This window comes from Haliea alexandrii, from assembly GCF_003719295.1.
Taxonomy (GTDB): Bacteria; Pseudomonadota; Gammaproteobacteria; order Pseudomonadales; family Halieaceae; genus Haliea; species Haliea alexandrii.
This window is the reverse complement of record NZ_RFLW01000003.1, coordinates 30,155-53,642: the sequence shown is the minus strand read 5'-3', so window position 1 is coordinate 53,642 and position 23,488 is coordinate 30,155. Positions and strand designations below refer to the sequence as shown.

Here is a 23,488-nt window from a genome sequence, read left to right as displayed (position 1 = left end):
AACTGTGATTGGAGGTAGCGATTGTGAAGCTGATCGACGATGATTTTGCGATGGGCATAGTGACCAGCAACGGTGAGCGTATGCTGGCTTTTTACTCAGATACACTCGGGTTTACGCGCAGCGGTACGGTCAGCTTTCCCGGTATGGGGACAGTTCACAAGCTCGCCCATGGCCGTTGCCATATCAAGTTACTGGTGCTGGATAAGGAACCGCCGGCAGCCAATCCCGGCGGGGGCTTTGCTGCCGCTACGGGTTTTCGTTACTGCAGTTTTCAGGTCACGCAAATTGAGGAATTGGCGGTGCAGTGCCGAGCGGCTGGTTGCCAGATCATTGTCGACCCGGCTGAGATCAGGCCGGGTGTGAAAGCGGCCGCGGTTGAGGATCCCGATGGGAATACCTTGGAATTCATGCAGTTTGACGTGTAGAGCTCCACCGCTTGCTGGCAGGTTGCCCACACATAGACACCGACACTGAGGTAGGGTCATGACCATTAACGACGATGTACACTTGCGCTGCCTGGTGATTACCGGAGCCAGTCGAGGCATAGGCCTTGCTACGGCAAGGCGATTTCTTGATGCGGACTACAAAGTGGTCAATATTTCCCGCACGCCGGCGGCGGTGGACGGCATGGTGCAATTGACTGCGGACCTCTGCGCCCCCGGCTGGCAGGACGCTATAGCGGTGGACCTGTTGGCTGCGGTAGAGGGCGCGCAGACGCTGGTTGTTGTTCACAATGCCGCGCTGCAACCGTCCGGTGCTGTGCAGGACGTGGAGCCGGAAGTGTTACGTCAGGTGATGGAGCTGAACGTGGTTGCACCCACAGTGCTGAACCGTTTGCTACTGCAGCGCATGGGCCGCGGCTCCGCGATTATCTATGTCGGCTCAACCATGAGCTTCAAAGCCACCTCCGGCATAGCGGCATACGTGGCCAGCAAGCATGCTGTACTGGGCCTGATGCGCAGCACCTGCCAGGACCTCGCCGGCAAGAATATCCATACGGCCTGTGTTTGCCCCGGTTTCACGGACACGGAAATGTTGCGGGGCTTTGGCGGCGACGCACTGGAACACCTCGCCAGCCGCTCGACGCAGGCACGCCTTCTACAGCCGCAGGAAGTGGCGGCAAGTATTCAGTTCTGTGCGGAGAACCCGGTGGTGAACGGTTCTCTGGTAAAAGCCGATCTGGGCTTCGTTGAGGGCTAGGCAGCAACGTGCGTGTGCGGGGGTGGTAAAATGCGAGTAGCATGTGAGCTTTCTATCACATTTAATACAGTTGCGGCGATAAGAGCCGTACTGTGTCGAAATAAATATATATATTACAACACCTTACATATAAGAATGACCTGTTTGGCAATGCTCGCGATCATGCCTCTGCAGGTTTTAAAAAAGGCGGGAGAGTATATCACCACGGTCTCTCCGATAACCTGAGGTGAATCCTATGAGAGCGGTAGAACAGCAGATTGAACCCCGTAAAACGCCCAAACAGGGACGTGCGATGCACACGGTGGACAGCATCATCCAGGCGACCCAGAAGATCCTGACCGACGAGGGCTATGAACGCGCCTCGACGAATTATATTTCGGACGTTGCGGGGGTGAGCATCGGATCGCTCTACCAGTATTTTCCGAGCAAGGAAGCCATTGTGGCTTCCCTCGTCGAGAAGACAGTGGTCGCCGCCGCTGAAACCATCCGCGAGGAACTTCTCGCCTGCATGGGGCTGCCATTGGAGGAGAGTACACCGCGACTGGTTCGTGTGTTGCTGGAAACGCGTCGCGAAAACGCGTTCGTATTCTTGCGTCTGCCGCGTGAAATGCCGGGCTTCCGCTCAGTGTCGCGACAATTGACCACTGAAAAATATCTGCACACTACTATTCATTCCTACTACATGCAGCATCGGGACAGCATTCGCCTTGATGATCTGGAAACAGCGATCTTTGTTACCGAACACATGGTGATCGGCTGTATTGACGCCTATCTCGACAATGAGTCGCCCAAAATTGATGAAGAGACTCTGGTGGAGCATCTGTCACTGGCAGTGCTGAGTTACCTAAGTTCCTGACGCCGGGGACCTTCATAGAAGCCTCAACTGCCTGGCGCGCCGATGCTGAAAAGCCCTGGTTGCGCCAGCTCATTAACCATGATTTTCCCTGCGGGACCTAGAGGTGAACTGACGATGAACTTTGATTTTTCTGCTGCAGAGCAGGCGTTTGTGGCGGAAGTGCGGCAGTTTATTGAGGGCGAGGCTGAATCCGATGATGCTGCTGATGTAATGAACCCGAATCGGGAGTCCGATTCCATTCTGTCGGACACCCCGGCCAGGAAGCGCTTCAACCGGAAAATGGCTGAGCGCGGTTATATCGGCATGTCCTGGCCGAAGGAGTACGGTGGTCAGGCGCGGCCCGGTATTTACGAGTACCTGTTGAATGAGGAACTTTCACGCGTGGGTGCGCCACTGATCGGAAAGGGGGTGGGTTGCGTCGGCCAGACGTTGATCCGGCACGGCTCTGACAAACTCAAGGCAGAATTCCTGCCAAAGATACTGCGTGCCGAAGTGGAGTTCGCACTGGGCTATACCGAACCCGGCGCCGGCTCCGATCTTGCATCGCTGAAACTGAAAGCCGAACGGCAGGGTGAAGGCTGGCTGCTGAACGGACAGAAGATGTTCACCACATCGGCCCACTTTGCGGACTGGTACTGGCTGGCTGCGCGCACAGACCCGAGCGCGAAAAAGCATAAGGGGATCAGCTTGTTCCTGGTGCCGATGGACGATCCCGGAATCACCATCCATCCGATCGAGACGCTCGGCGAACACGTCACCAACCAGGTCTTCATCGACAATGTATGGGTGCACGAAGACTACCTGGTGGGCGAGGTCAACAAGGGTTGGACCTATATCTGCGAGGCGCTCGATTACGAGCGCTTTACGTTCTACACATTCAGTCCTTTGGAGGAGAAGTTCAACGCACTGTTGTCGCTGGTCAAGTCCATCCGTCGCAACGGAAAAATGATTTCAGAGGAGGCTACGGTGCAGAGTCGCATGGCACGATTGGCGACCGATGTGGAGACGGCGAAGATGCTGCAGCGTCGGGTTATCTACGCGGCCTCTCAGGGCGACGTGCCCTCGATTGAGGCAGCCATGTGCAAGCTGTTCAGTACTGAGTTGCACCAGCGTTTGTCGCGTGCAGCGTTGGATTTTCTGGGAGAGGAGGGCTTGCTGCACAAGTCCTGTGATGATGCGCCTGCCGGCGGGAAGTGGGAGTGGTCGTATCGTGCCACCGCGCTGGACACCATCGGTGCTGGTACTTCGGAGATACAGAAAAACATCATCGCCAGAAAGAGGCTGGAACTTCCGCTGGAATACTGAGTACTCCAGCGGCGTTTTAATCAAAGCCCTAATAGCTATTGGTGTCCTGCGGGCCAGTCGGTGGCAGGCCATTTTGGTGACGCAGCACATAACTCCCTGCCGTTTGTCCGGGAGGGTGGCTCACCGTCAGCTTTGGTCAACGCTGATCCCGTTTTAGAGCTGTGCCTGCACTTCAGCGAAGAGCAGGGTCCCCCGTTCTGAGTCGCTGCTAGGGGAGCGGATTGAACGTGACAGGGAGATAGCAGAATCCCTGCAAAAACTCACCAAAAATGCGTTCGCTCTGGTCTCGCTGTACTTCAAAGTCGCCGAGCTGCGTAAACAACTCCTCGAGAATAACGCGGCCCTCCAGTCTCGCCAGGTGCTGCCCCAGGCAGAAGTGCTGCCCGGCTCCAAACGAAAGGCTGCGACGGGACTTGCGGTACAATTGGAACTGCTCCGGATCTTCAAATTCCCGCTCATCCCGGTTTGCGGATGCGTACAGAAACAGCACCGGCTGCCCTTGCTTCATTTTCTTGCCGTGCATCTCAACATCTTCACTGAGTACACGCCCCAGGATATTGGTGGGCTGATCTATCCTGGCGGCCTCCGCGAAGGCATTTGGAATCAGTGTGTTATCCGCGCGCACGGCACGCATATTTGAATCTTCAAGTGACAGGTAATACAAAGTGGCTGCCACGGTCAGTGGCAGCGTGTCTGAGCCAGTTATGACCAGTGCAAAGATGCTGAAGAATATTTCATCGTCTGTCATCTGCGCATCGTCGATTGCGCTTTGCATCCAGGCGTGTATATGGCTGCCTTGTGCTGCGGGGCGGGCGCGGTATTTCGCGATAATCTGGTGGATGAATGCCGAGGCATGCTCGAAGGCGCGTACACCACTGTCTGTAGTGCCTTTGTGGCCCGGTTCGCGGGTGTAATACTCATCGATCATTTGCCGTATGTAGGTGATCTCATCGAATTCCAGACCGATGTAGTTGGCAATGGTCTGCAGTGCTACGCTGCTCACCAGTGCATTGACATTCAGTGAGCCCTGCCTCAGGTGGGGTTGCAACGCCTGGCGGGTGGTTTCTCTGATCTCATCCTCCAGTGTGGCCACTGCCGCGGGCGTGTAGCGATCGCCGATTAGGTTGCGATGCTTGCGGTGCTGTGGCGGATCCATGAACAAAAACGTCTTCGGTGGCGTGGTGGGATCCAGCAGGAGTGCTTCGGGCGATGTCCCCTGCGTTGCGGTGAATCGCGTCTTCTCCATACTTACCTGCCAGATGTCCTCGAACCGGGACAATGCCCAGGCGTCAAACTCCTCGATATAGTAGACAGGGTCAGACGCCCGCATTTGCTTGTAGGTGGGCCATGGATCTTTCCACAGTGATTCATTGAAAGGACTGTAAGCTATTGACATGTGATCACCTTGTTGTGAACGCGTGATTGATTCATTGTGCGTTGAGCACGCTGGCAAGTGCTTCGAGGTGCTGGTCGCTGGCATGGCACAGGCTCTGCTGGCTGGCGCAGTAGTCGAGAAAATCCTGTAGTGGTAGTCTCTGACCTGCTTGCAGCAAGCGCTTGCTGATCCGCAACGCATGCCTGGGTTTGCTCGCGAATGTGTGTGCCAGCGCGACTGCCGAATCGAGTAATTCCTCACTTGGAGATATCTGCAGTATCAGGCCATAGTCCAGTGCTTGCTCGGCATCAATTAGCCGTCCGGAGAACGTTAGTTCTGCAGCGCGTTGCGGGCCTACCAGTTTTGGCAGGAACCAGGCGCCGCCGTCACCCGGTATGATGCCGAGGTTGACAAATGTCTCGCCGAAGCGCGCATGCTGTGACCCGATGCGGATGTCGCACATGCAGCTTAAGTCCATGCCGGCACCGATAGCGGCACCGTTCACGGCGGCAATGACAGGGACTTCCAGTTGATAAATTCGGGTCGTCATGGTCTGTATGCCACGGCGATAGTTGTCCTGTATCTGCAGGCCATCGCCGGCGAACATGCCCTTCTTCTGGTGCATATCCTTGATGTTTCCGCCCGCCGAAAAGGCTTTTCCCCTCCCTGAAATCACTAGTGCGCCGACTTTGGCGGTGCGGTTGATCCAGTCGCAGACGGCAACGATGTCATCCAGCAAGTGAGTGCCCGTAAGGGCATTGCGCACGTCATCGCGATCCAGCAGGAGTACCGCGACACCGTTCTCAAGTGACAGTCTCGCATCTCGGGTGAGAGGTAATCGATCCGGGGAAGATTCCATAATATGCTCGCTATCCAACGCTTGGGTGTGCCCGTGATTCGGAGCCGTTCACCGAATTTCCGGCCGTGCCGTCTTCATCCCCATCCCCAGCCTGGCGTGCCACCACCTGCCGGTCGCTGCGGGCGGTCAGGAATGGCCAGAGGTCTACACCGCTCAGCTGCCGCAGGCTGTTGCCTAGTGTTAGCGCCCAGTAGCGGTCATTGCCGAAATCCGAGCGCCACGCAAAGAGTCGCTGGGTGAACTGGTGCAGTGGGTGCTCGAGGGTGAAGCCGATGGCACCGTGCACCTGGTGTGCGATGGTCGTCGCTGGTGCTACCGCTATATTGGTTCGCAACTTCGCCGCGGCGATTTCAAACTCAGCAGCTTCAGTTCCGCCCTCCGTATCCGCCGCGCGCGCGGCGCTCAGTGCAGCACATTGCGCTGCAGCTACCTGTTCCGCCAACCTGGCAAGGTCGTGCTGTATCACCTGAAACTTCCCGATGGCGCGCCCGAACTGCTTCCGCTCCAGCGCATAGTTGATGGAGCGGCTGAGTATCGATTGCATTGCGCCGGACATCTGGGCGCTGCGCAGCAGTGCCCCCGCCGTCATCAGGTTAGTGAAGGTGGGCATATGCCATAGTGCCGTTAGCGGCAGGCGACGCCAGCGCAGGTGGGCGCGCGGCTCTGCGGCGGTATTCCTGAAAGTGTCAACCTCACAGACACTGCGGGTCACCAGCTGGTCGCGTGCCAGAAGCGCCAGTACGGATCGATCCCCTATCGTGGCACTGACAAGAAGGTTCGACTGCGGTGTCCAGGCCGCATTACGCAAGGCGCCTGATAATAGCGGCACGTCCCCGTTCAGGGTGATGATCGCATCACTGCAGTGTGCGAGGGAGATCGGGACCTCCTCCAGCTTTGGCAGCTCCTGCGGTGAAAGTGACTGTGCACGGTGCATATAATGGCGGGCTATCATGGTCTCGCCAACGGGGAGTGGCAGTGCATACTCGCCGAACAGCTGGAACAGCTTTGCAGCCGTTGCCCAACCACCGTCGAAGCCTCCTGCATCCGCCGGCAGCATGAAGTACGGCAGGCCGAAATCCTCGACTTTCTGCCACAGATGTTCCCGTGACATGCTGCCGCCGTCTGTCGCGTCCATTTGCGTCTGGCTCAGCTCCTTGCAGAGCTTACGGACCATGTCGATCAGCAGTGCGTTATCGGAATTCATCTCAGCCCCAGCCCTCGTGCAATGATCCCGCGCAGTATTTCCCGTGTGCCGCCGCGCAGAGAGAAAGAAGGCGCGGCATTGAGCAGGTAGTCCAGTACCGGTAGAAGCTGTGCGTAGCGGATATTGTCTTCGCCGCCGTCGAGGCAGGCTTGGATACGGTGCGGCAGTTCCTGCTCAAATGTAGCGCCAAGGTCTTTCACCATCGCCGCTTCTAGTGAGGGGTCAGCGCCATTGCAGATCTGCCCGGCGACGGACATCGACATCTGCCGCAATGTCCATAGCTCCGCAACGATCTCACCGAGCGTACAGGCGCCGATATCATCTGCGTCCACCTGAAGCGTATCCAGGAACTCCGGGATCAGTCGGTAACTGCTGAGATAGCGTTCGGGGCCACTGCGTTCCAGCGACAGTTCATCATTCACCTGTTGCCAGCCCTCGCCCTCAGTTCCGATTAGACAGTCATCAGTGACGAATACATCATCGAGGAACACTTCACCAAAATGCTTCTCGCCGGTCTGGTCGGTGATTCCGTTCACGGTGATCCCGGGTAACGACAAGTCGATCAGGAACTGGCTCAGTCCTTGATGGCGTGCATGGTCGGCATCGCTGGTACGAACCAGCGCGATCATCATGTGAGCTCTGGTGACGTGTGTAGTCCACAATTTGGCTCCCCGGATGCGCCAGCCACCGTCGACGCGCACGGCCCGCGTTGAGATGGAGGCCAGGTCTGAGCCGGAATTTGGTTCGCTCATACCGATACAGAAAAACAGCTTGCCGCTGGCGATACCCGGTAGGCACGCATTGCGTGCGCTGGGATTGGCGTAGTTAATGAGGTGGGTGCCGCTCTGACGGTCTGCGATCCAGTGTGCGCCCACCGGAGCGCCGGCGGCGAGTAGTTCCTCTATAACGATATATCGCTCGATGGCAGGGCAGCTTCGACCGCCGTAGTGCTCAGGCCAGTGCATGCCGATAAAGCCGGCCGCACCCAGGTGTTCACTGAAGTTGGCATCAAACCCGGTCCAGCTTTGTGCGCGTTGTGCGGCGGGCATGTGCCGTATTTTTTCGTCGACCAGTGCTCGCACTGTGTCTCTCAATGACTGGGAGTCAGCTGCATGTTCAACTGGATCAAAATGGAATAGAGACAATGGGAACGGCCTTTTTCTCAGGGTGACTGTCACCGAATCACGGTGCTGGCGGTGCTTGCGTAAATATTAATACGAGCATCCGCTCAGCTTGTACTCGCTTCGCTCAGCGGTTCTCCCATGCATGCCAGAGTTCATCCCGGTAGTCAGGCGCGGCTATGTCTACCAGTAATTGCGCTCGCGCTTCGGTGCACTGACCAAATAGCGCGGCATGGCCGTATTCCGTGACCACGTAGTCGACGTCAGCGCGGCACAGTGTGGTGATAGGGCTGGATAATCCCGCAACTATCCTCGATTTCCTGCCGCGCATAGCGGTTGCCGGAAGTGCGATAATTGATTTGCCGCCGCGCGAGGCGCGTGCACCGCGTGCGAAGTCCACCAGGCCTCCGCTGGCACTTACTTGCCGTCCGTTGATGGTCTCTGCATTGGCTTGCCCATAGAGGTCGACCTCCAGAACAGAATTGATGGAGATGAATTGGTCGATGGAGGCCAGGATTCGCAGGTCGTGGGTGTAGTCGACGGGCTGGAATACGATATCCGGGTGACGCTGTATCCAGTCATAGAATGCAGAGCTTCCCCAGGCCATGCCAGTGACGTGGCGGCCGCGGTCGACCGATTTGCACTCCCCGGTGACAACGTCTGCTTCGATCAGCTCACGTACCCCATCGCTAAGTAGCCCGCTGTGGAGACCGAGTCGCCGGTGGCCGGCCAGATGTTTCAGGATGCATCCGGGCAGCTTGCCGATGCCGATCTGTATGCAGCTTCCATCGTCGATCAGGTCAGCGACATTTCGTGCGATTGCCAGTTCCGTCGCGCCCGGTACAGCGGGTTCGCTGCAGGGCAGCGGATGATCAACGTCCACTCGATAGTGAATTGCCGACAGCGGTATCCTTGGCGACGACACGGGAGCCGGCATCTGCGAGTTGACTTCGGCAATGATACAGTCGCACTTATCCAGTATCGCGGGGACAAAATCTACTGAGATTCCGAGGCTGCAGAAGCCCTCTGTATCGGGCGGGGCGACTTGGATAACCGCCACATCAAAGCGTTCGCCGGCTTCCAAAAACCGACTGGTATCGCGGTAGTGCAGCGGCAGGAAGCGAATAGGCCGGTGTGTAGCGCCGGCATCGAGGCCGGCGTGCATGAATGTTGAGCACAGGTGGGCGCCCCGGTGCATTGTGAGCGGTGCCAGTGCAGCGTTAATACCGGGAATAGATACAGTCAGGTACTCGACGGCGGCATCGTCGGTTTGCCCCGGATGGTCGGGTCCTCCCGACAGAGCGGTAATCAGGTCACGCGGCTCACCAATGCCAGCCTGCACGAATACGCGGTAGCCCGGTTTTATCAGTTGACGAACGGTATCTATTTCAACAGTACTCGGCATAGACTCTCGTCATCGCGTGTCAAACACGATCCTCTGAATGGGAATTCAGGATTTCTCTGGTAGCTTTAGATTTGGCAGTAGGCGGTTGATGGCCTGGGTTTCAGCGTCGATTCGCTGTTGAATCGCTTGCACCTCGTTGCCTTTCATCAACTGCTTGGTCGCCAGTACGGCACCTCGGGGTTGGTTTGCGAACGCTTTGCAGTATTCCAGCGCCTGGTGGTAGAGGGTATCGCCGGCCACGATGGTGTTGAGCAGGCCGAGCTCCAGTGCCTCTGCGGCCTTTAGCTTTTTCCCCAGCATCAGAATCTCGGCCGCCTTCTGATAGCCAAGGCGCTGTGGTAGCAGGGCTGTGGAGCCGAACTCGGGTACCAGTCCAATGCTCACAAACGGAAAGCTGAGCTGGGTCGTTGTGCTCGCGCATACTATATCGCAGTGCAGTAGCAACGTTACGCCCAAGCCGACGGCGCTGCCATTGACTGCCGCCACCAGTGGCTTGCTGAACTCGGCCAACGTCATCATGAAATTGAACCCTGGCCGTTCCCGATAGGGAGTGTCAGCCAGGGTTTCAAAGCCACCGACATCATTCCCGGCGCAGAAGTAGTCGCCGCTGTTGGTGATCATTACGACATTGATGTGGTCGTCGGTTTGTGCACTCTTCAAGGCGTGCACAAGCGCCCAGTACATACACGGGGTGAGAGCATTTTTCTTCTGTGGCCTGTTGAGTGTGAGCACCAGTATGCTGTCGATCAGCGTCGTCGATATGTATTCCGATTCCGTTGTCATGGTGGGCACCCCGTGTCCTGACTTGGAAGTCAGGAACTGATGTAGAAGCCACCATCGATGCTGAGATGCTGGCCTGTGATGTAGGAAGCGGCATCGCTGAGCAGGAAACATGTCGCCGGTGCCACGTCCCCGGTCGTCGAGAAACGGCCCAGCGGAATCTGTGACAGATACTTGTCGCGAAATTTCTCCTGACGGATCGTCGCGGTCATTGCGGTCTCCACCATGCCGTAGCACACGCTGTTGACATTGATGTTGTAACGTCCCCATTCGCGTGCGGAGCACATGGTGAGGCCAAGTACGCCGGACTTTGCCGCGCCGTAGTTGATCTGTCCGATGGTGCCGCGACGTCCGGCGTCAGATGAAATGTTGACGACGCTGCCTGGATTCGGGTCGCCCTCTTTTGCCTTGCTGATCAAATGCCGTCCCACAGCCTGCAGGCAGATGAAGGCCCCCGTAAGGTTGACGCCTATCACCTGGTGCCATTGCTCAATAGCCATTTCGCTGGCCATTGCAGCCCTTACAATCCCGGCGTTGTTGATCAGTCCATGGATGTCACCCTGCTCAGCCACTATGCTGTCGACCGTCGCATTGACAAACTCGGGGTCGCTGACATCGCCGCAATAGGTGCTCACGCGGGAAGCGCCCAGAGCGTCGCGGGCTTCGGCCAACATGCCGGCATCGATATCGACAAGCGCGACCTTCGCTTCCAGGGACAGCAGCTGCTCGGCTAGTTGGCGGCCAATTCCCTGGCCGCCGCCGGTGACCATGATTACACGGTCAGTCATCATCATTGGGTTTTGCATTACGTACGTCCTTTGTTGATCATGCTAGCGATAGCCATCGTTCTCGTAGAGTCCGAGGATGGATACGCTGCAGACATTCTTGTTAGGGAATCCGCCGAGGTTGTGGGTCAGCCCGGTACGTGGACGGTCAAGCTGGCGTTGACCAGCACGGCCTTGGAGTTGGAGGTACAGCTCATAGGCCATACGCAGGCCGGTGGCTCCGATTGGATGGCCAAAACATTTGAGGCCGCCGTCGATGTTACAGGGGACTTTCCCGGTGGCGTCAAACTTGCCGGCCAAGATGTCGTCGCAGGCGTTTCCGGTGTCTGAAAGTCCAAGGTCTTCCATAGTCACGAGTTCCGTGATTGAGAAGCAGTCGTGGACCTCAACGAGATCGAGATTACTTACCGGGTCTTCGATACCGGCTTCCCGGTAAGCGCGGGCTGCTGCGACCCGGGTGGTGAGCGCATAGCTGCCGTCCCAGGAGTCGTGGGACAATTCAGAGCCGTTGCTTAGTGCCAATTGCATGGATTTGATGCTGACCAGGGTGCCGGTCTTGCCCAGTTCGGCGGCTTTCTCAGGTGTGCAAACAATGGCGCAGGCGGAACCGTCGCTGACGCCACAACAGTCGAACAGGCCGAGCGGGTAGGCGATGGTCGGTGCCGCGAGAATTTTCTCTATCGTCGTGCGACTGCGCAGATGAGCCTTTTGGTTAAGGAACCCATTCTCATGGCTTTTCCAGGAGACATGCGCCATAGCTTGCTTCAGTTTTTGCATGCTGATGTTGTGGCGGGCGCTGTAGGCACTGGCGAGCTGGGCAAAAGAACCCGGCGCTGTGGCGCTGGGGCTCCATAGGTCATCGAAGGTGCCCTTTGTGCGCTCTGGCAGCCCGCCATAGCCGGTATCCTTGAGCTTGTCCACGCCCAGCGCCAAAGCGATATCACAGGCTCCGGAGGCGACACCATAGACCGCACCGCGCAGGGCTTCGGTACCGGTGGCACACATATTTTCCACGCGTGTCGCCGGGATATTTGGCAGGCGCAGCGTCTCGGACAGGGACAGTGCAGACTTACCCAGATTCTGTTCGTCGACGGAGAGTCCAAACCAGGCAGCTTCAAGCAGGTCTCGCTCGATGCCGGCGTCTGACAGTGCTTCGCTGAACGACTCGACGATAAGGTCTTCCGCGCTGCTACCCCAATGTTCGCCAAAGCGGGTACAGCCCATGCCAATGATAACCACCTTGTCTTTAATACCCTGGGCCATGATTCATTCCTTTATATGCTGGCTGCCAATAGCAACCCGGTGCCGTGCCGTTGCGGTAGGCACAGATCAGCTTGCGCCGAGACAAGGCGCCGCCTTCCAGAAGTAGCGCCTGAAACCGCGCTTGCTGTCTTCGTCTTTGATTCGAAATACCATGCGCAAGGGCGTGCCCACCTGTACTTCACCCACCGCGAAATCGGCAAACTCCATCATCACCACACCGCCGCCCTCGAAGCGAACGTTGCCGTATTTCAGGGGCGGGTTGTAACAGAGCGCCAGCCAGTCCTCGGTGTAGGATTTGACGGTTGCGCGTTTGTCCTTGAAAGGCTCGTCGTGTTGCTCGCCGGAGCGACGACATTCGGGGTTGGCGCAGATGGGTCTTCGCGGGAACTGAGGCGTATCGCAGTGTGTACAGCGGCCGCCGATGAATCCTGTTACCGTGCTCCGATGCCGGAAGAACGCAGATTGTGACGTTCTATTGTCGCGTTCCGCCCGCATACCCCAGTCGAGCTCCACCAGCTGGTTGATCGACAGATAGCGCTGATAATTGTCGTCCTCTACACCGCTATTCAATAGTTTCTGAAGCGGTTGCTCGGTGTGAAGTCGTGTGACCAGTTCAGTCGCCCGGAAAAGCAGTGCATCGCAACCCTGGCCAAATCCTATCAGCAGTATTTTGTCGCCAGGTTGCGCATTCTCAAGGACATGGTTGAGCATTAACAGAGGATGTGCGCAGCCACTGGTACCGCACTCGAGCTCTAGATTGTTGCTGATCGCTGTGCCTGCAATCCCGCAATGCGTCGCGATTGCACTGCCTGTCTTGCTATCGACCCCGGGCAGAACCAGATGCGAAATCTCACTGCCAGCCACAGCCAGCGTCTCCAGCAGCTGTGAGATCGCCTCGGGAATGATTTTTAGAAGCCCTTCATCGCGGACCCAGCGCTCCTCCAGCTGGTAGTCGAACTCGGCATGCTGAGCCCGGTAGTGGTCCGTCATATCGATGGCGCTCGAGTAGCTCCCGAGATAGTGAGCGAGCACGTTGTGCTGCCCCGTGATCACAGCGGCGCCGGCATCGCCCACTGACATCTCCAGTGTGCTTGCCGGTAGCGTCCTGCGCTTGTCGGCTGCGATGAGCAGCTGTGTCTCTCTTGATTCCAGTGCTGCGATCAGCGCTGAGGTGGCGCAGCGTAGTGAGCCCGTGACATCAAGGGTGCGCAACGCCGAGGGCAAGGAGAGCGCCTCACGGATGATGCCGGCATTCTGGCGATCAGCAAACGGCAATGTTGTAGACGCAAACTGCAATACTTGCACGACGTCGCGACATCCGGCCGCCTGCGCAGCGCGGGCCGCGGCCACAGCCATGGTGATTGCGTCTTCGTCGTGCGAGCACACCGCGCGATGTCCCTTGCCCCTGCCGACCAGGCCAGGATTGGCCCAGCTGTTTGCTGCGGCAATTGCCTTGCGGGACAGCCGGGTTCTCGGGATATAGGAGCCGATTGAGGTAATGCCGGCTCCACTAGTGGATGTGGTGTCCATAGGCTGCATAGATTAGTCCCTGACAAACCCTGCTCGGGCATGCTCGATGGTTGTATTCGCTCGGGAGAGCAATCCTAATCTGAGAGAAAACTCACATTAAACTCGTATGGTACGCAGTGGCACTGTAGGGAAGTGACGGTGTCAGTGTTGCTGAAGTACACGGCGTCGAGAACGCGAGTTCAATGTAAGCGAAGTATCACATTACCATCCCCGGTCGATGGAAAAGCCGTAGGGGGTAAGCAGGCGTGAATCAGTTCGAGGAGTCCGAACAAACTGCGATGATTCGCAGCAGTCTCAAGAGTTTTGTTGAAAAGGAGATGCCCCGTGACCTGGTAAAGCGTTGGGACAAGGAGAATTACTTTCCCCGTGATGTTCACGACAAGCTGGTGGAAATGGGGTGTATGGGCTTGACAGTTTCCGAGCAGTACGGGGGCAGTGGCAAGGATATCGTCGCCACCGTCGTTGTGATTGAAGAGCTGTGCTCACGCAGTATGTCCGTGGGCTGCGCCTATATACAGTCCAGTTGTTACGCTGGCCTGAACCTGGAGGAGGTCTCCAGCCACGAACAAAAAGAAGCACTATTGCCACGAGTCGCGCAGGAAGGTTTGATGTTCGCGTATGGCCTGTCAGAGCCGGATGTGGGTTCAGATGTCGCCAGTGTGAGAACCTCCGCTATTCGCAATGCCGATACCGTTGTGATCAATGGCAGCAAGCGGTTCTGCTCTGGGGCGGCTATCTCCGATTACATCTATACCCTTGTCAGGACCGGGCCGGCTGACCAACGCTACAAAAACCTGTCCTTGGTACTGATTCCTCCGACGACACCGGGGGTGTTGCTGGAGCCACAGGACACGCTGGGGCTGAAAGGTGGTGGTACCTTTGACGTGAGCTTCGTTGATGTCGAGGTGCCGATGGGCAATGTTATCGGTGGTGAGGAGGGCTGGAACAGGGGTTGGGAGAAGTTGGCCGGACCTGGACTGGACATTGAGAAGGTTGAGGTGGCGGCGATGGCGCTGGGCATTGCCAGAGCCGCCGTCGAGGACGCCTGGAATTATGCGCAGGAGCGCATTCAGTTTGGCAAGCCCATCTGCTCATTACAATCGATCCGTCACATGCTCGCGGATGCCAGGACACGACTGGAGGCCTGCCGTCTAATGACTTACAACGCGGCGCAAATGGTCGATCAAGGCAGGCCTGCCGCCGTCGAAACCGCCATGGCCAAGCTGTTTGTCTGTGAGACTGCGCGTGAGATCGTTCTTAGCTGTCAGCAGATTATGGGTGCGTATGGATATGTGGGAGATTTTGATATGGAGCGCTACGTGCGTGACATCCTTGTGATGCCTATACTCGGTGGTTCTTCTGCCATACAGAAGAACAATATCTGCAATCGGTTGAAGTTGCCCAGGTAGGGCGCAGTTGGCATGCCAAACAGAGATGTCCCGCAATGCCGTGACGACGGGGGCGACTGTGGCGGGCTTTAACGAACTGCTAGGCATACAACTCTGCGGCTATGAAAATGGCGTATACCGGCTGGAGCTGGCGGTAGGACAACAACACCTTCATGGGGCGGGCAGCGTGCACGGTGGCGTATTTCTGGCACTCTTGGATACCGTAATGTCGCGGTCAGTGCAATCCGACAGCCCCAGGGTTTCCCTAGCGCCGACAATGCAACTGTCAGGTAATTTTTTCCGGCCACTGGCTAGGGGTCGAATCTATGCGGAGGGGCGAGTGATCAACAGGAGCAGAAAGACTGTAGTCGCAGAGGGAAAGCTCTTTGACGCCCAGCATCGCCTTTTGGCGCAGGGCGGCGCGATTTTCCTTGTGACGGAACGCAAGCCCCTTGCCTGATTAAAGGTCTGTCTTGTTTCCGAACGCGCTGTTGCAATTTACGGTCAAGAGTGGCTTTGCAGCGGGCTGACCGGGAGTAACGGCGGGCTGGTAGCTCAAATGTGAGCCGAATAAAAGTTACATTCCTCATCGGTCTTCGATAGTAGTGGAACCCAAGCAAGCAAAACACGAGTACTTAATAAGCAATTCGATGCACTAGAATTTTCTGCGTTCACACATAAATAACATTCAACGCAAAATATGGAATTTAATGGCATGACTACACATAAGAATCACGGTGTCAAAGGGCGAGGTGCAGTGCGTTGCAAAGGCGCGTGCACACCCGTAAGCAGGGGCATGGCGATGGCAACTTGCGCATTGACCTTGGCGGTGCAGCACGCGACAGCGCAACAGGGTGTCGGTCCTGCGTTGGAAGAAATCGTGGTTACCGCAGAGAAGCGGGAGCAGTCACTGCAGGATGTGCCGATCTCGCTTGTCGCCATGGGGGTCGAGTCTCTGGAGAAGTTCGGCATTGATGAAATCGAGGATATCGGTGCCAAAGTCCCAAATGTCATCACCAATGAATACTTTGGTATCGCCACGACCTTCCGTTCGTTCATTCGCGGTGTCGGTGCTGTCACGGTGGAAGTCACCCAGGATCCTGCCGTCGCTCTTTATACCGATGGTATCTATGTCGGCTCATCCTTTGGTGGTTCCTTCGAAGCATCGGATCTGGAGCGGATTGAGATTCTTCGCGGGCCACAGGGTACGCTGTACGGTCGTAACGCCACAGGTGGCGCGATCAACCTGATCAGCAGAAAACCGGAGATCGGTGAGTTCACGCTGAGACAGTCTTTCACTGCGGGCAACTATGACAGGGTCAAGTCGAATACAGGGATCAACATTCCGTTGGGTGAGAGTGCGGCCGCTCGGATGAGTCTGCTGGTATCGCAGCGCGATGGCCTGGTGGAGAATACGGGCATTGGCGAAAACTGGGGCAAAGAGGATAGAGTCGCAGCTCGCGTCGCGTTCAGGGTGGAGCCTACAGACACACTGCTCATCGACTTTGTTGCCGAGGCGACGCAAATAGAGGACACCGCGCGTTATTCACAAGTGCTGGGTGGCTACGCCGAATCGGTAGCGGGCACAGATACTCCGGTTTTGGTGCCGCTGGGTCCACCTGGGGCTCCAATCGCCAGTATCTTCTATCCGGATCCGATCACGGATAACCGCCTGGATAAGGGCTATTCGATTTTCGACGTGCAACCGGATGAAAACACCGTCTGGGGTAGCTCGCTCACAGTCTCCTGGGAGCTCTCTGAAAATATGCAGCTGAAGTCAATCACGGGATACCGCGATGTCGATGCCACGCAGTTCACTCAGGTCACAGGCACAGTGCAGACCTATTTGGAGATTCCCGGTGTACCCTTTCCGATTGGTCCCTCTCCTCTGGGGACTGGCGGTGAGTACCGCCAGGAGTTCACGCAGACCACACAGGAGTTCCAGCTCATTGGTGATACCGGTTTAATGGGCGGGGATATCGAGTACGTCTCGGGGATCTACTACTACGACGACAACAGCAAGAACCGGGATCTCAGTGCTAGCATTGGCGGACCGAAACTGCCAGGCACTGACGAGACTGAGACTGAGAACAAAAGTATTGCCGTCTATGGTCAGGCGACTTATACGCCCGTGGGGAGCGCGTTTCATGTGACCGTTGGGGCACGCTATTCGGAAGACCAGCGCGAGGCGGTTCGCAATAATACCAACTCCAGTAACCCCTTTATCGATACCAAATATAAGAAGGAATTCGATAATTTCAATCCGTCTTTGACGATCGCCTATGACGTCTCTGACTCAGTCAACATTTACGGGTCGGTCGTTACCGGTTATCGCTCAGGAGGTACGTCAACCCTCTCTTATGAAGAATTTCTCTTCCAGGAGGGTGCTGATGAGGAGACCATAGTTTCCTACGAGTTGGGTATCAAGGGTGAGTACTGGAATCACAGGGTTCGTTTGAACGCTGCCGTGTTCGATATGGAATACCAGGATTACCAAGGCAGCATACAAACGGGCCCCACACCGGCAGATCGTGACAACCTTAATCTCGGCGATGCCAGCATCAGAGGGGCCGAGTTTGACCTGACGGCGCTCTTGTCAGAGTCCTTCACCCTGACATTGGCCGGCGGCTACCTGGATACCAGCCTCGACAAAGACAGTATTGACCCCAATACGGGTGCACCACCGACACCGCTGGTGGACGAATTGCCCTACGCGCCGGAGCTTAGCTACAGTGCCAGCCTGGATTACGCGCGAACCGTATTCAATGGCCTGCTGCTTCAAGCCAATATCAACTACTACTACGAGGATGAATCGGAGTCCGGAATCGTACTGGGTACATCCAATCGTAACGACAAATACGGTTTGCTTGACGCAAGCGTGTCTCTGTCACAATTTCGCTTCACCAATGGTGACTTAAAGGTCTCCATCTGGGGGCGCAACCTTACGGATGAAGAGTACGCTGTCAGTGATATCGGTGCCTTTGCCGACTTCGGAGCGTCCGGAATCTCGCCATTTGGCGACCCGAGAACTTACGGGGTTACAGTCAGCTACGTGTACGAGTAATTGTTGCTAGAATCACTCCAGGTCGCGAATGGAGCTTATTAGGCCGTTTTTAACCGGCCTTTTTTTTGTGCAAAAAAAACAGGGCTTACGCCACATCGCTAGATCAATCAGGTCTACTTCGCGTTCGGAGCGTTTGGTTTTCGTTGGTTCACAGGATACGTTCAACTTGGAGCGACATACTGCGGATGGATTTTGACAGAGGATGTACCTCAATTTGTGAAGGCCTCCCTGACCAGAGATATTGCGCCCGATTTATTACGCGATCTTACCCAGCCGGAAGATCGCAGGGACAATTTTCCGATGCTCTGGGCAGTCTGGTTAAACTCGACCTTCCGTAACCCCCCTAAGTCGTCGCCCCGACAGAAGACGTGATGCTGTCTGCTGCGCGAGGAGCGTGCGGCCCTCGCGCGCTACCAACGCTTGACCCGCATCGCTCAGGCCTTTTATTCTCAACGAGAATTAATAAGCTTTGCTAAAAACATTCGATATGCTTATTGCCGTCCCGAACCTGGCGTTCACGGCGCACCTCCGGAAACCGACAGTTCCTGTGCGCGCGGGTGCCCGATGAATGCGTCAGTTCATCTTTTGAGGAGTGATTATATGAATAATAAAACCCTGATTTCTGGCGGAATGGTCGTCGATGGCACAGGCGCCCCAGCGTTTACAGCGGACGTTCGCGTGCGCGACGGCCGCATTGCCGAGGTGGCCAGCGGCCTGCAGCCGGAGGTGCAGGAACAGGTGGTGGATGCCAGCGGCTGCTATGTGTCGCCGGGTTTTATCGAGACTCACACCCACTTCGATGCCAACATGTGGTGGCAGCCGGATCTTGATCCGTTGCCCGGCTATGGTGTAACCACCACTATTCTCGGAAACTGTGGCTTTACCGCAGCGCCGGTTTCCGATGACCCTGCAGTGCGCAGGGAGATGATCAACATCTTTTCCTTCTTTGAGGATATTCCGGTGGCGCCCTTTCTGGAGCACTTGCCCTGGGACTGGCGCAGCTGGCCGGAGTACAAGGCGTCCATGACCAGTAAGGTCAAGGTGCCCGCCAACTATGGCGCTTTTGTTGGTCACCTGGCGATCCGCCTGGCGGTGATGGGCATGGAGGCCTGGGAGCGCGGCGCAACGGCCGAGGAGGTGCAGCGCATGTGTGCGATGTTGGATGAGGCTCTGGCCGCAGGTGCCCTGGGTATGTCGTCTAACCTGCTGGACCACGACGGCCAGGACCGTCCAGTGCCAACCCTGAAGGCGGATGATGCCGAGTGGCGGGCCCTGCTGGATGTGCTGGCGAAATATCCAGGTGCCACGCTGCAGGTGATCGTCGATACCTTCATGCGCAAGACGGCACCGGATTCCATTGCACGCATCGACCGCTTGATCGGCGACCGACCGATTCGCGCTCAGGTGGCGGGCATGGCGCCGACCCTGGCGTTCCAGAAAGACATCGAGGACAAGGTTGGTCCCCTTCGCGAGCGCTTCAAGCGCGAGGGACGGGATATCCGGGCAGGCTTTGCCCACGTGCCCCCGACCAGTGTTATCAGCATTAAAAAGTCTCTGATTTTCGCTCAGTCCAATGACTATGTGTGGCACGAAGTGGTGCTGGCGGAGAGCGAGGAAGAAAAACTGAAGCTGCTGCAGGACGCGGATTGGCGCGAACGCGCGCGGGCCAGCTGGGACGAGAAAGTCTGGAAACACTCGCCTTTTGCCAACCCGCAGAGCTTGCTGCTTATCAACTCAGAAAACGGCGTGGGCCCCGTGGATATCTCCCTCGCCGACTATGCGCAGGAGCTGGGTGTGCATCCCTCCGATGCCATGGCCGAATGGCTGGTAAAGAACTCCGTTCACTCCACAGTGCACATGGCACCCTTCCCGCAGAACGAGCAGATGGTGGTGCGACTGATCAAGGATCCGTGGACGGTTCCCAACATCTCTGACGCCGGCGCCCACGGGCAGATGCTTTGTGGGGGCGGTGAAAACATTCGCTTGCTCAGCTATTACTGCCGGGAGAGGGGCTGGATCAGCGTGGAGGAGGCGGTGCACGCCCAGACCGGAAAAGTCGCAGACTTCTTTGGCCTGCAGGAGCTGGGCCGGATCGAGGTGGGTCGACGCGCAGACATCACGGTGTTTAACCTCGAGGAGGTGGACCGCCGTCCTATGAAGAAGGCCTTCGATGTGCCCGACGAAAACGGCGGCACTACCTGGCGCTTTACCCGTGATCCGGCGCCCATGCGCCTGACCATGGTCAACGGCGAGGTCACCTTCGCCGACGGCAAGTCCACGGGGGCCGCTCCCGGCGAGATGCTCAGCCCGGCCGGCGCCTGAGGCGCCGCGTTCACCTGCCAATGTGACGGAGGCACCGATGACAGACAAAAAAATACCTTACCTGATGAAAGGGGCGACGGCACCCACCTCCGCAAGCTCAATATTAATCAGCTCGTCACGGTATCTGAATGACGCGCGGGTGCGGGAAGGCATAGCCCTGCGCATGCTGGGACGCAACGGGCGTGATCTGCCCCCGACCTACAGCTTGCCAGCGCTCTACGAGGCACTAGGTGCAGTGGAGGATTACGCAGAGGTTCAGCGACTCTTCGATGCGGAAAAAAAGGTGAATCCACGTTTCGCGGACTGGCTGTCGGAACGCTATCTCTCCACCATGGAGCGGGATGACTTCAGGCACTACCCGCCGGAGAGTGTGGGCGGTATCTACTATCGCTACTTGCACGACCGCCAGTTCGAACCCAACATCATCGAGTTGCATGAGCCGGAGAGCGACCTGGATTACTGGCAGATGCGCAGCTCCCAGATTCACGATGTGTTCGAGCACATCCTCGCGGCTGCACCGTTCGACATCATCAATGAAATGGTGCCAACCGCGATGAAAATCACCAGCGTCCACAGCGTTCTCAGCCCCGGGCTCGCGGGCAAGTTGACCATCATCAACAGCACGCTACTGTCGGGTCAGCTGATGCGCGCCACGCTGCATTACCCCGAATGCATGACAGCAATCATTGAGCGCATGGAGCGCGGGCTGCTGATCGGCCGCACGTCCGAGCCCTATTTCATGCTGAAATACGAGGACATCCTGCACCTGACCCCGGAGGCAGCGCGGGAGGCAATCGGTATGCGCAATGTACTGGCGAGGGATTATCCGGAGCAGTCCAACGTGATCAGCGAGGGTGCGTACTTCGAGGAAATGGAAGAAGTGAGGGCGCGAGCGCGTCAGCGCGAAGCGCTTGAGGCGGTGTGAGAGGCAAGCGCACCGCAGGCTAGCCAGCGGCCGTGACCATCCGGTTTTCACACAAACTTCAGCAGCAGCTCCGGCGTTTCTGTGAAGTCTCGCACGCTGTGTGGCCGGTGTAGCGCTTGCTCGACTATCTCCGCTGAGTAGCTGTAGCAAACATTGCCATTCTGGTGTTTTCTAACCGGCTCATTTGCCTCTCCGAGTGCATCGGCAAAGCGCCGCGCTTGTGCCACGAAATTACCGCGCTGCAGTACCAGTGCCGCTTCCAAGGCGTCGCCGCTGAAACAGTCTCGAGCCCAGCTGGAAAAGCCGCGGAACAGGGTGCGCCCGGCAAGCGGTTCCGGCCCTGTCAGCGCGAGGCCGCTGGCATACCACCGGTGCACGGCTTTGTCGTTACAGTGCACACTAAGCTCCGAAACACCGTAGTGTTCATCGGTCACAGCGACATCGTATTGCCGGTCAACGGCGCCACGCGGAATATGATTGATCGCAAGTATGCAAAGGTCCAGCCAGTGCGTGCAATTGCTAGCCGGGTCGGCGCGCCGGCTCAGTTCCTTGGCATCGCTGTGAACATCAGCGCCCACCAGCCGTTGCAGGCGGACGAGGGCGCCGGGGCAGGTGGACAGCGGCGTGCGCAAGGCATCGCCGGTGATGCCTGTGATAAACAGGTCATCGTGCTCAATACCAAGGCGAAAGCCGTGGTTATTGTCTTCCAACTCGGCAAATACGTGGCCTTCACCGGGCATCAGCCGGATACGGCGCCGGTACACGCCCGTGCCGTAGTGTGGGTTGGTGATGGGCAGGTCTGGAATGCTCATGTCTGCCTACGCTCGCGGCGGCAGCCCGTGCAGTAGGGTGAGGAATTTGAGTTCGGTGCCTGCGCGGCGAAATTCAGACAGTGCCTGGTAGTCCGGGTCTGCGTACCAGGCCCGTGCCGCCGCTTCGCTGGGGAACTGAAACAGCACCACGCGCCCCTCGCGTGGTTCAGGGCCCTCCAGGGTGTCCGGATTGTCATCGTAGGTGAAGAAGCTGCCGCCGTGGCGCTTGAGAATCGGGAAGAAGCCTTTTTCGTATTGGCGGTATTCAGCGGCGTCGTGAACGATAAAGTTGGCCACGATGTAGGCGGGTGCATCAGCCACGGTGATGTCCTCAATCAGATTGAAGCGCACACAGTACAGGGTTCGGGGTTTACCTGCGAGAAGCAGGGGGAGGCAGTATCATCAGGCAGGCTCATACATTTGAACTGGCGGACGCTTTCTGCCCGAGTCGACTAGGTTAGCGTGGCCCAGTGCTCTAGATTGTCCGTGACTATGAAAAAGAGGCTGCGTAAATGAGCAAGTCAGCAAACCCTGGCAGTGGAGTGATTATCACCGGTGGCGCGTCCGGCATTGGCCTGGCGAGCGCAGAAGCCCTGGCAGAGGTGGGCAGGCCAGTCGCGGTCTGGGATATCAACGCCGAGCGCAGCGTGGCGGTGGCGGCGGACCTGGGTGAGCGGTATGGCGTTGTCACCGTGGGTGTGGGCGTCGACCTCAGCGCGATGGCCAATATCGCGCCGGCCTTGCAGAAAACGCGGGCAGCGTTGCCCAGCATTGGTGGCCTGGTGCACGCGGCCGGCATTTCGCTTGCGGTGCCGGTTGAGGACATGACGGAAGCGCAGTGGGATGCGGTGCTCAACGTCAACCTGAAGGCGCTGCCGTTCATGGTGCAGCAGTTGCGCAGCCTGCTCGCGGCGCAACCGGGTTCGGCCGTTGTTGCCATTGCCTCCATTAATGCCACGCTGGGTAACCAGATGAACCCGGCTTATACCGCCTCTAAAGGCGGCATGTTGTCGCTGGTGCGCTCACTCGCGGATGACCTGGCGCGCGATGGTATTCGCATCAATTCCGTCACGCCGGGCTATATCCTCACACCCATGATGCAGCCCGTGGTGGAGCATCTTGAGCCCGGGCATTTCGAACGCCCGGTGATGCTCGGCAGAATGGGGGCACCACGTGAAGTAGCGGCGGCAGTGCGCTTTCTGTTGTCTGACGATGCCAGCTACATTACCGCAGCCGAGCTGGTAGTAGACGGCGGCACTATCGCCTCGCAGCGCACACGCTAGCGGAATTCCGG

At 57.5% G+C, this 23,488-nt stretch carries 21 protein-coding genes; 10 read left to right on the top strand and 11 right to left on the bottom strand.

Translation table 11 applies throughout. From position 1 onward, the window contains the following. The first annotated feature begins 23 nt into the window (after positions 1 to 23). The 4 genes from EGJ68_RS12615 (at position 24) to EGJ68_RS12600 (ending at position 3,361) form a co-directional block, all read left to right on the top strand. Positions 24 to 425 (top strand): VOC family protein, encoded by a 402-nt coding sequence (locus EGJ68_RS12615; protein ID WP_123034932.1) that lies wholly within the window; start codon positions 24 to 26, stop codon positions 423 to 425. Between the two features lie 58 nt (positions 426 to 483). Continuing rightward, positions 484 to 1,200 carry an SDR family oxidoreductase gene (locus tag EGJ68_RS12610; RefSeq protein ID WP_123034931.1) on the top strand — a complete coding sequence of 239 codons (717 nt, stop codon included), beginning with the start codon at positions 484 to 486 and terminating at the stop codon, positions 1,198 to 1,200. 235 nt (positions 1,201 to 1,435) lie between these two features. Then, the gene (locus EGJ68_RS12605) at positions 1,436 to 2,056 is read left to right on the top strand and encodes a TetR/AcrR family transcriptional regulator (RefSeq protein ID WP_123034930.1); all 621 of its coding nucleotides are present in this window, start codon (positions 1,436 to 1,438) and stop codon (positions 2,054 to 2,056) included. Positions 2,057 to 2,170: 114 nt separating this feature from the next. Further along, positions 2,171 to 3,361: an acyl-CoA dehydrogenase family protein gene (locus EGJ68_RS12600; protein ID WP_123034929.1), complete on the top strand. Its 1,191-nt coding sequence runs from the start codon at positions 2,171 to 2,173 to the stop codon at positions 3,359 to 3,361. 208 nt (positions 3,362 to 3,569) lie between these two features. Here the strand turns inward: EGJ68_RS12600 and EGJ68_RS12595 are convergent, their stop codons facing one another. From EGJ68_RS12595 to EGJ68_RS12555, 9 genes are all read right to left on the bottom strand, one after another. Continuing rightward, on the bottom strand, positions 3,570 to 4,757 hold the full coding sequence (locus EGJ68_RS12595) for a cytochrome P450 (protein WP_158283648.1): 1,188 nt from the start codon (positions 4,755 to 4,757) through the stop codon (positions 3,570 to 3,572). A gap of 31 nt (positions 4,758 to 4,788) precedes the next feature. Further along, positions 4,789 to 5,595, bottom strand: a complete 807-nt coding sequence (locus tag EGJ68_RS12590; protein ID WP_123034927.1) for an enoyl-CoA hydratase-related protein — start codon at positions 5,593 to 5,595, stop codon at positions 4,789 to 4,791. 10 nt (positions 5,596 to 5,605) lie between these two features. After that, on the bottom strand, positions 5,606 to 6,799 hold the full coding sequence (locus tag EGJ68_RS12585) for an acyl-CoA dehydrogenase family protein (RefSeq protein ID WP_123034926.1): 1,194 nt from the start codon (positions 6,797 to 6,799) through the stop codon (positions 5,606 to 5,608). Continuing rightward, on the bottom strand, positions 6,796 to 7,977 hold the full coding sequence (locus EGJ68_RS12580) for an acyl-CoA dehydrogenase family protein (protein ID WP_269845668.1): 1,182 nt from the start codon (positions 7,975 to 7,977) through the stop codon (positions 6,796 to 6,798). The genes EGJ68_RS12585 and EGJ68_RS12580 overlap by 4 nt, the downstream gene beginning before the upstream one ends. 70 nt (positions 7,978 to 8,047) lie before the next feature. Then, positions 8,048 to 9,325: an acetyl-CoA hydrolase/transferase family protein gene (locus EGJ68_RS12575; RefSeq protein ID WP_123034924.1), complete on the bottom strand. Its 1,278-nt coding sequence runs from the start codon at positions 9,323 to 9,325 to the stop codon at positions 8,048 to 8,050. Positions 9,326 to 9,370: 45 nt separating this feature from the next. Next, complete coding sequence (locus EGJ68_RS12570; protein ID WP_158283647.1) at positions 9,371 to 10,108, bottom strand: enoyl-CoA hydratase/isomerase family protein; 738 nt, start codon at positions 10,106 to 10,108, stop codon at positions 9,371 to 9,373. Between the two features lie 29 nt (positions 10,109 to 10,137). Beyond that, positions 10,138 to 10,911 carry an SDR family NAD(P)-dependent oxidoreductase gene (locus tag EGJ68_RS12565; RefSeq protein WP_123034922.1) on the bottom strand — a complete coding sequence of 258 codons (774 nt, stop codon included), beginning with the start codon at positions 10,909 to 10,911 and terminating at the stop codon, positions 10,138 to 10,140. Between the two features lie 24 nt (positions 10,912 to 10,935). Further along, on the bottom strand, positions 10,936 to 12,153 hold the full coding sequence (locus EGJ68_RS12560; protein ID WP_123034921.1) for an acetyl-CoA acetyltransferase: 1,218 nt from the start codon (positions 12,151 to 12,153) through the stop codon (positions 10,936 to 10,938). A gap of 66 nt (positions 12,154 to 12,219) precedes the next feature. Then, complete coding sequence (locus tag EGJ68_RS12555) at positions 12,220 to 13,692, bottom strand: zinc ribbon domain-containing protein (protein ID WP_233248806.1); 1,473 nt, start codon at positions 13,690 to 13,692, stop codon at positions 12,220 to 12,222. Positions 13,693 to 13,928: 236 nt separating this feature from the next. Between EGJ68_RS12555 and EGJ68_RS12550 the strand changes: the two genes are divergently transcribed. From EGJ68_RS12550 to EGJ68_RS12530, 5 genes are all read left to right on the top strand, one after another. Further along, the gene (locus EGJ68_RS12550; RefSeq protein WP_123034919.1) at positions 13,929 to 15,092 is read left to right on the top strand and encodes an acyl-CoA dehydrogenase family protein; all 1,164 of its coding nucleotides are present in this window, start codon (positions 13,929 to 13,931) and stop codon (positions 15,090 to 15,092) included. A gap of 25 nt (positions 15,093 to 15,117) precedes the next feature. Continuing rightward, on the top strand, positions 15,118 to 15,531 hold the full coding sequence (locus tag EGJ68_RS18510; RefSeq protein WP_123034918.1) for a PaaI family thioesterase: 414 nt from the start codon (positions 15,118 to 15,120) through the stop codon (positions 15,529 to 15,531). Positions 15,532 to 15,867: 336 nt separating this feature from the next. Continuing rightward, positions 15,868 to 18,135, top strand: a complete 2,268-nt coding sequence (locus EGJ68_RS12540; RefSeq protein ID WP_158283645.1) for a TonB-dependent receptor — start codon at positions 15,868 to 15,870, stop codon at positions 18,133 to 18,135. 600 nt (positions 18,136 to 18,735) lie between these two features. After that, positions 18,736 to 20,457, top strand: a complete 1,722-nt coding sequence (locus EGJ68_RS12535) for an N-acyl-D-amino-acid deacylase family protein (protein ID WP_123034916.1) — start codon at positions 18,736 to 18,738, stop codon at positions 20,455 to 20,457. Positions 20,458 to 20,494: 37 nt separating this feature from the next. Next, entirely contained in the window at positions 20,495 to 21,382 is an 888-nt protein-coding gene (locus EGJ68_RS12530) for a Coq4 family protein (RefSeq protein WP_123034915.1), read from the top strand. Between the two features lie 47 nt (positions 21,383 to 21,429). Here the strand turns inward: EGJ68_RS12530 and EGJ68_RS12525 are convergent, their stop codons facing one another. Both EGJ68_RS12525 and EGJ68_RS12520 read right to left on the bottom strand, forming a co-directional pair. Beyond that, positions 21,430 to 22,194, bottom strand: a complete 765-nt coding sequence (locus tag EGJ68_RS12525) for a DUF2889 domain-containing protein (protein WP_123034914.1) — start codon at positions 22,192 to 22,194, stop codon at positions 21,430 to 21,432. A gap of 6 nt (positions 22,195 to 22,200) precedes the next feature. Beyond that, positions 22,201 to 22,515, bottom strand: coding sequence for a DUF1330 domain-containing protein (locus EGJ68_RS12520; RefSeq protein WP_123035325.1), 315 nt, complete (start codon positions 22,513 to 22,515; stop codon positions 22,201 to 22,203). Between the two features lie 191 nt (positions 22,516 to 22,706). Here EGJ68_RS12520 and EGJ68_RS12515 point away from each other — a divergent pair, with 191 nt between their 5' ends. After that, the gene (locus EGJ68_RS12515) at positions 22,707 to 23,477 is read left to right on the top strand and encodes an SDR family NAD(P)-dependent oxidoreductase (protein WP_123034913.1); all 771 of its coding nucleotides are present in this window, start codon (positions 22,707 to 22,709) and stop codon (positions 23,475 to 23,477) included. Positions 23,478 to 23,488: the final 11 nt, after the last annotated feature.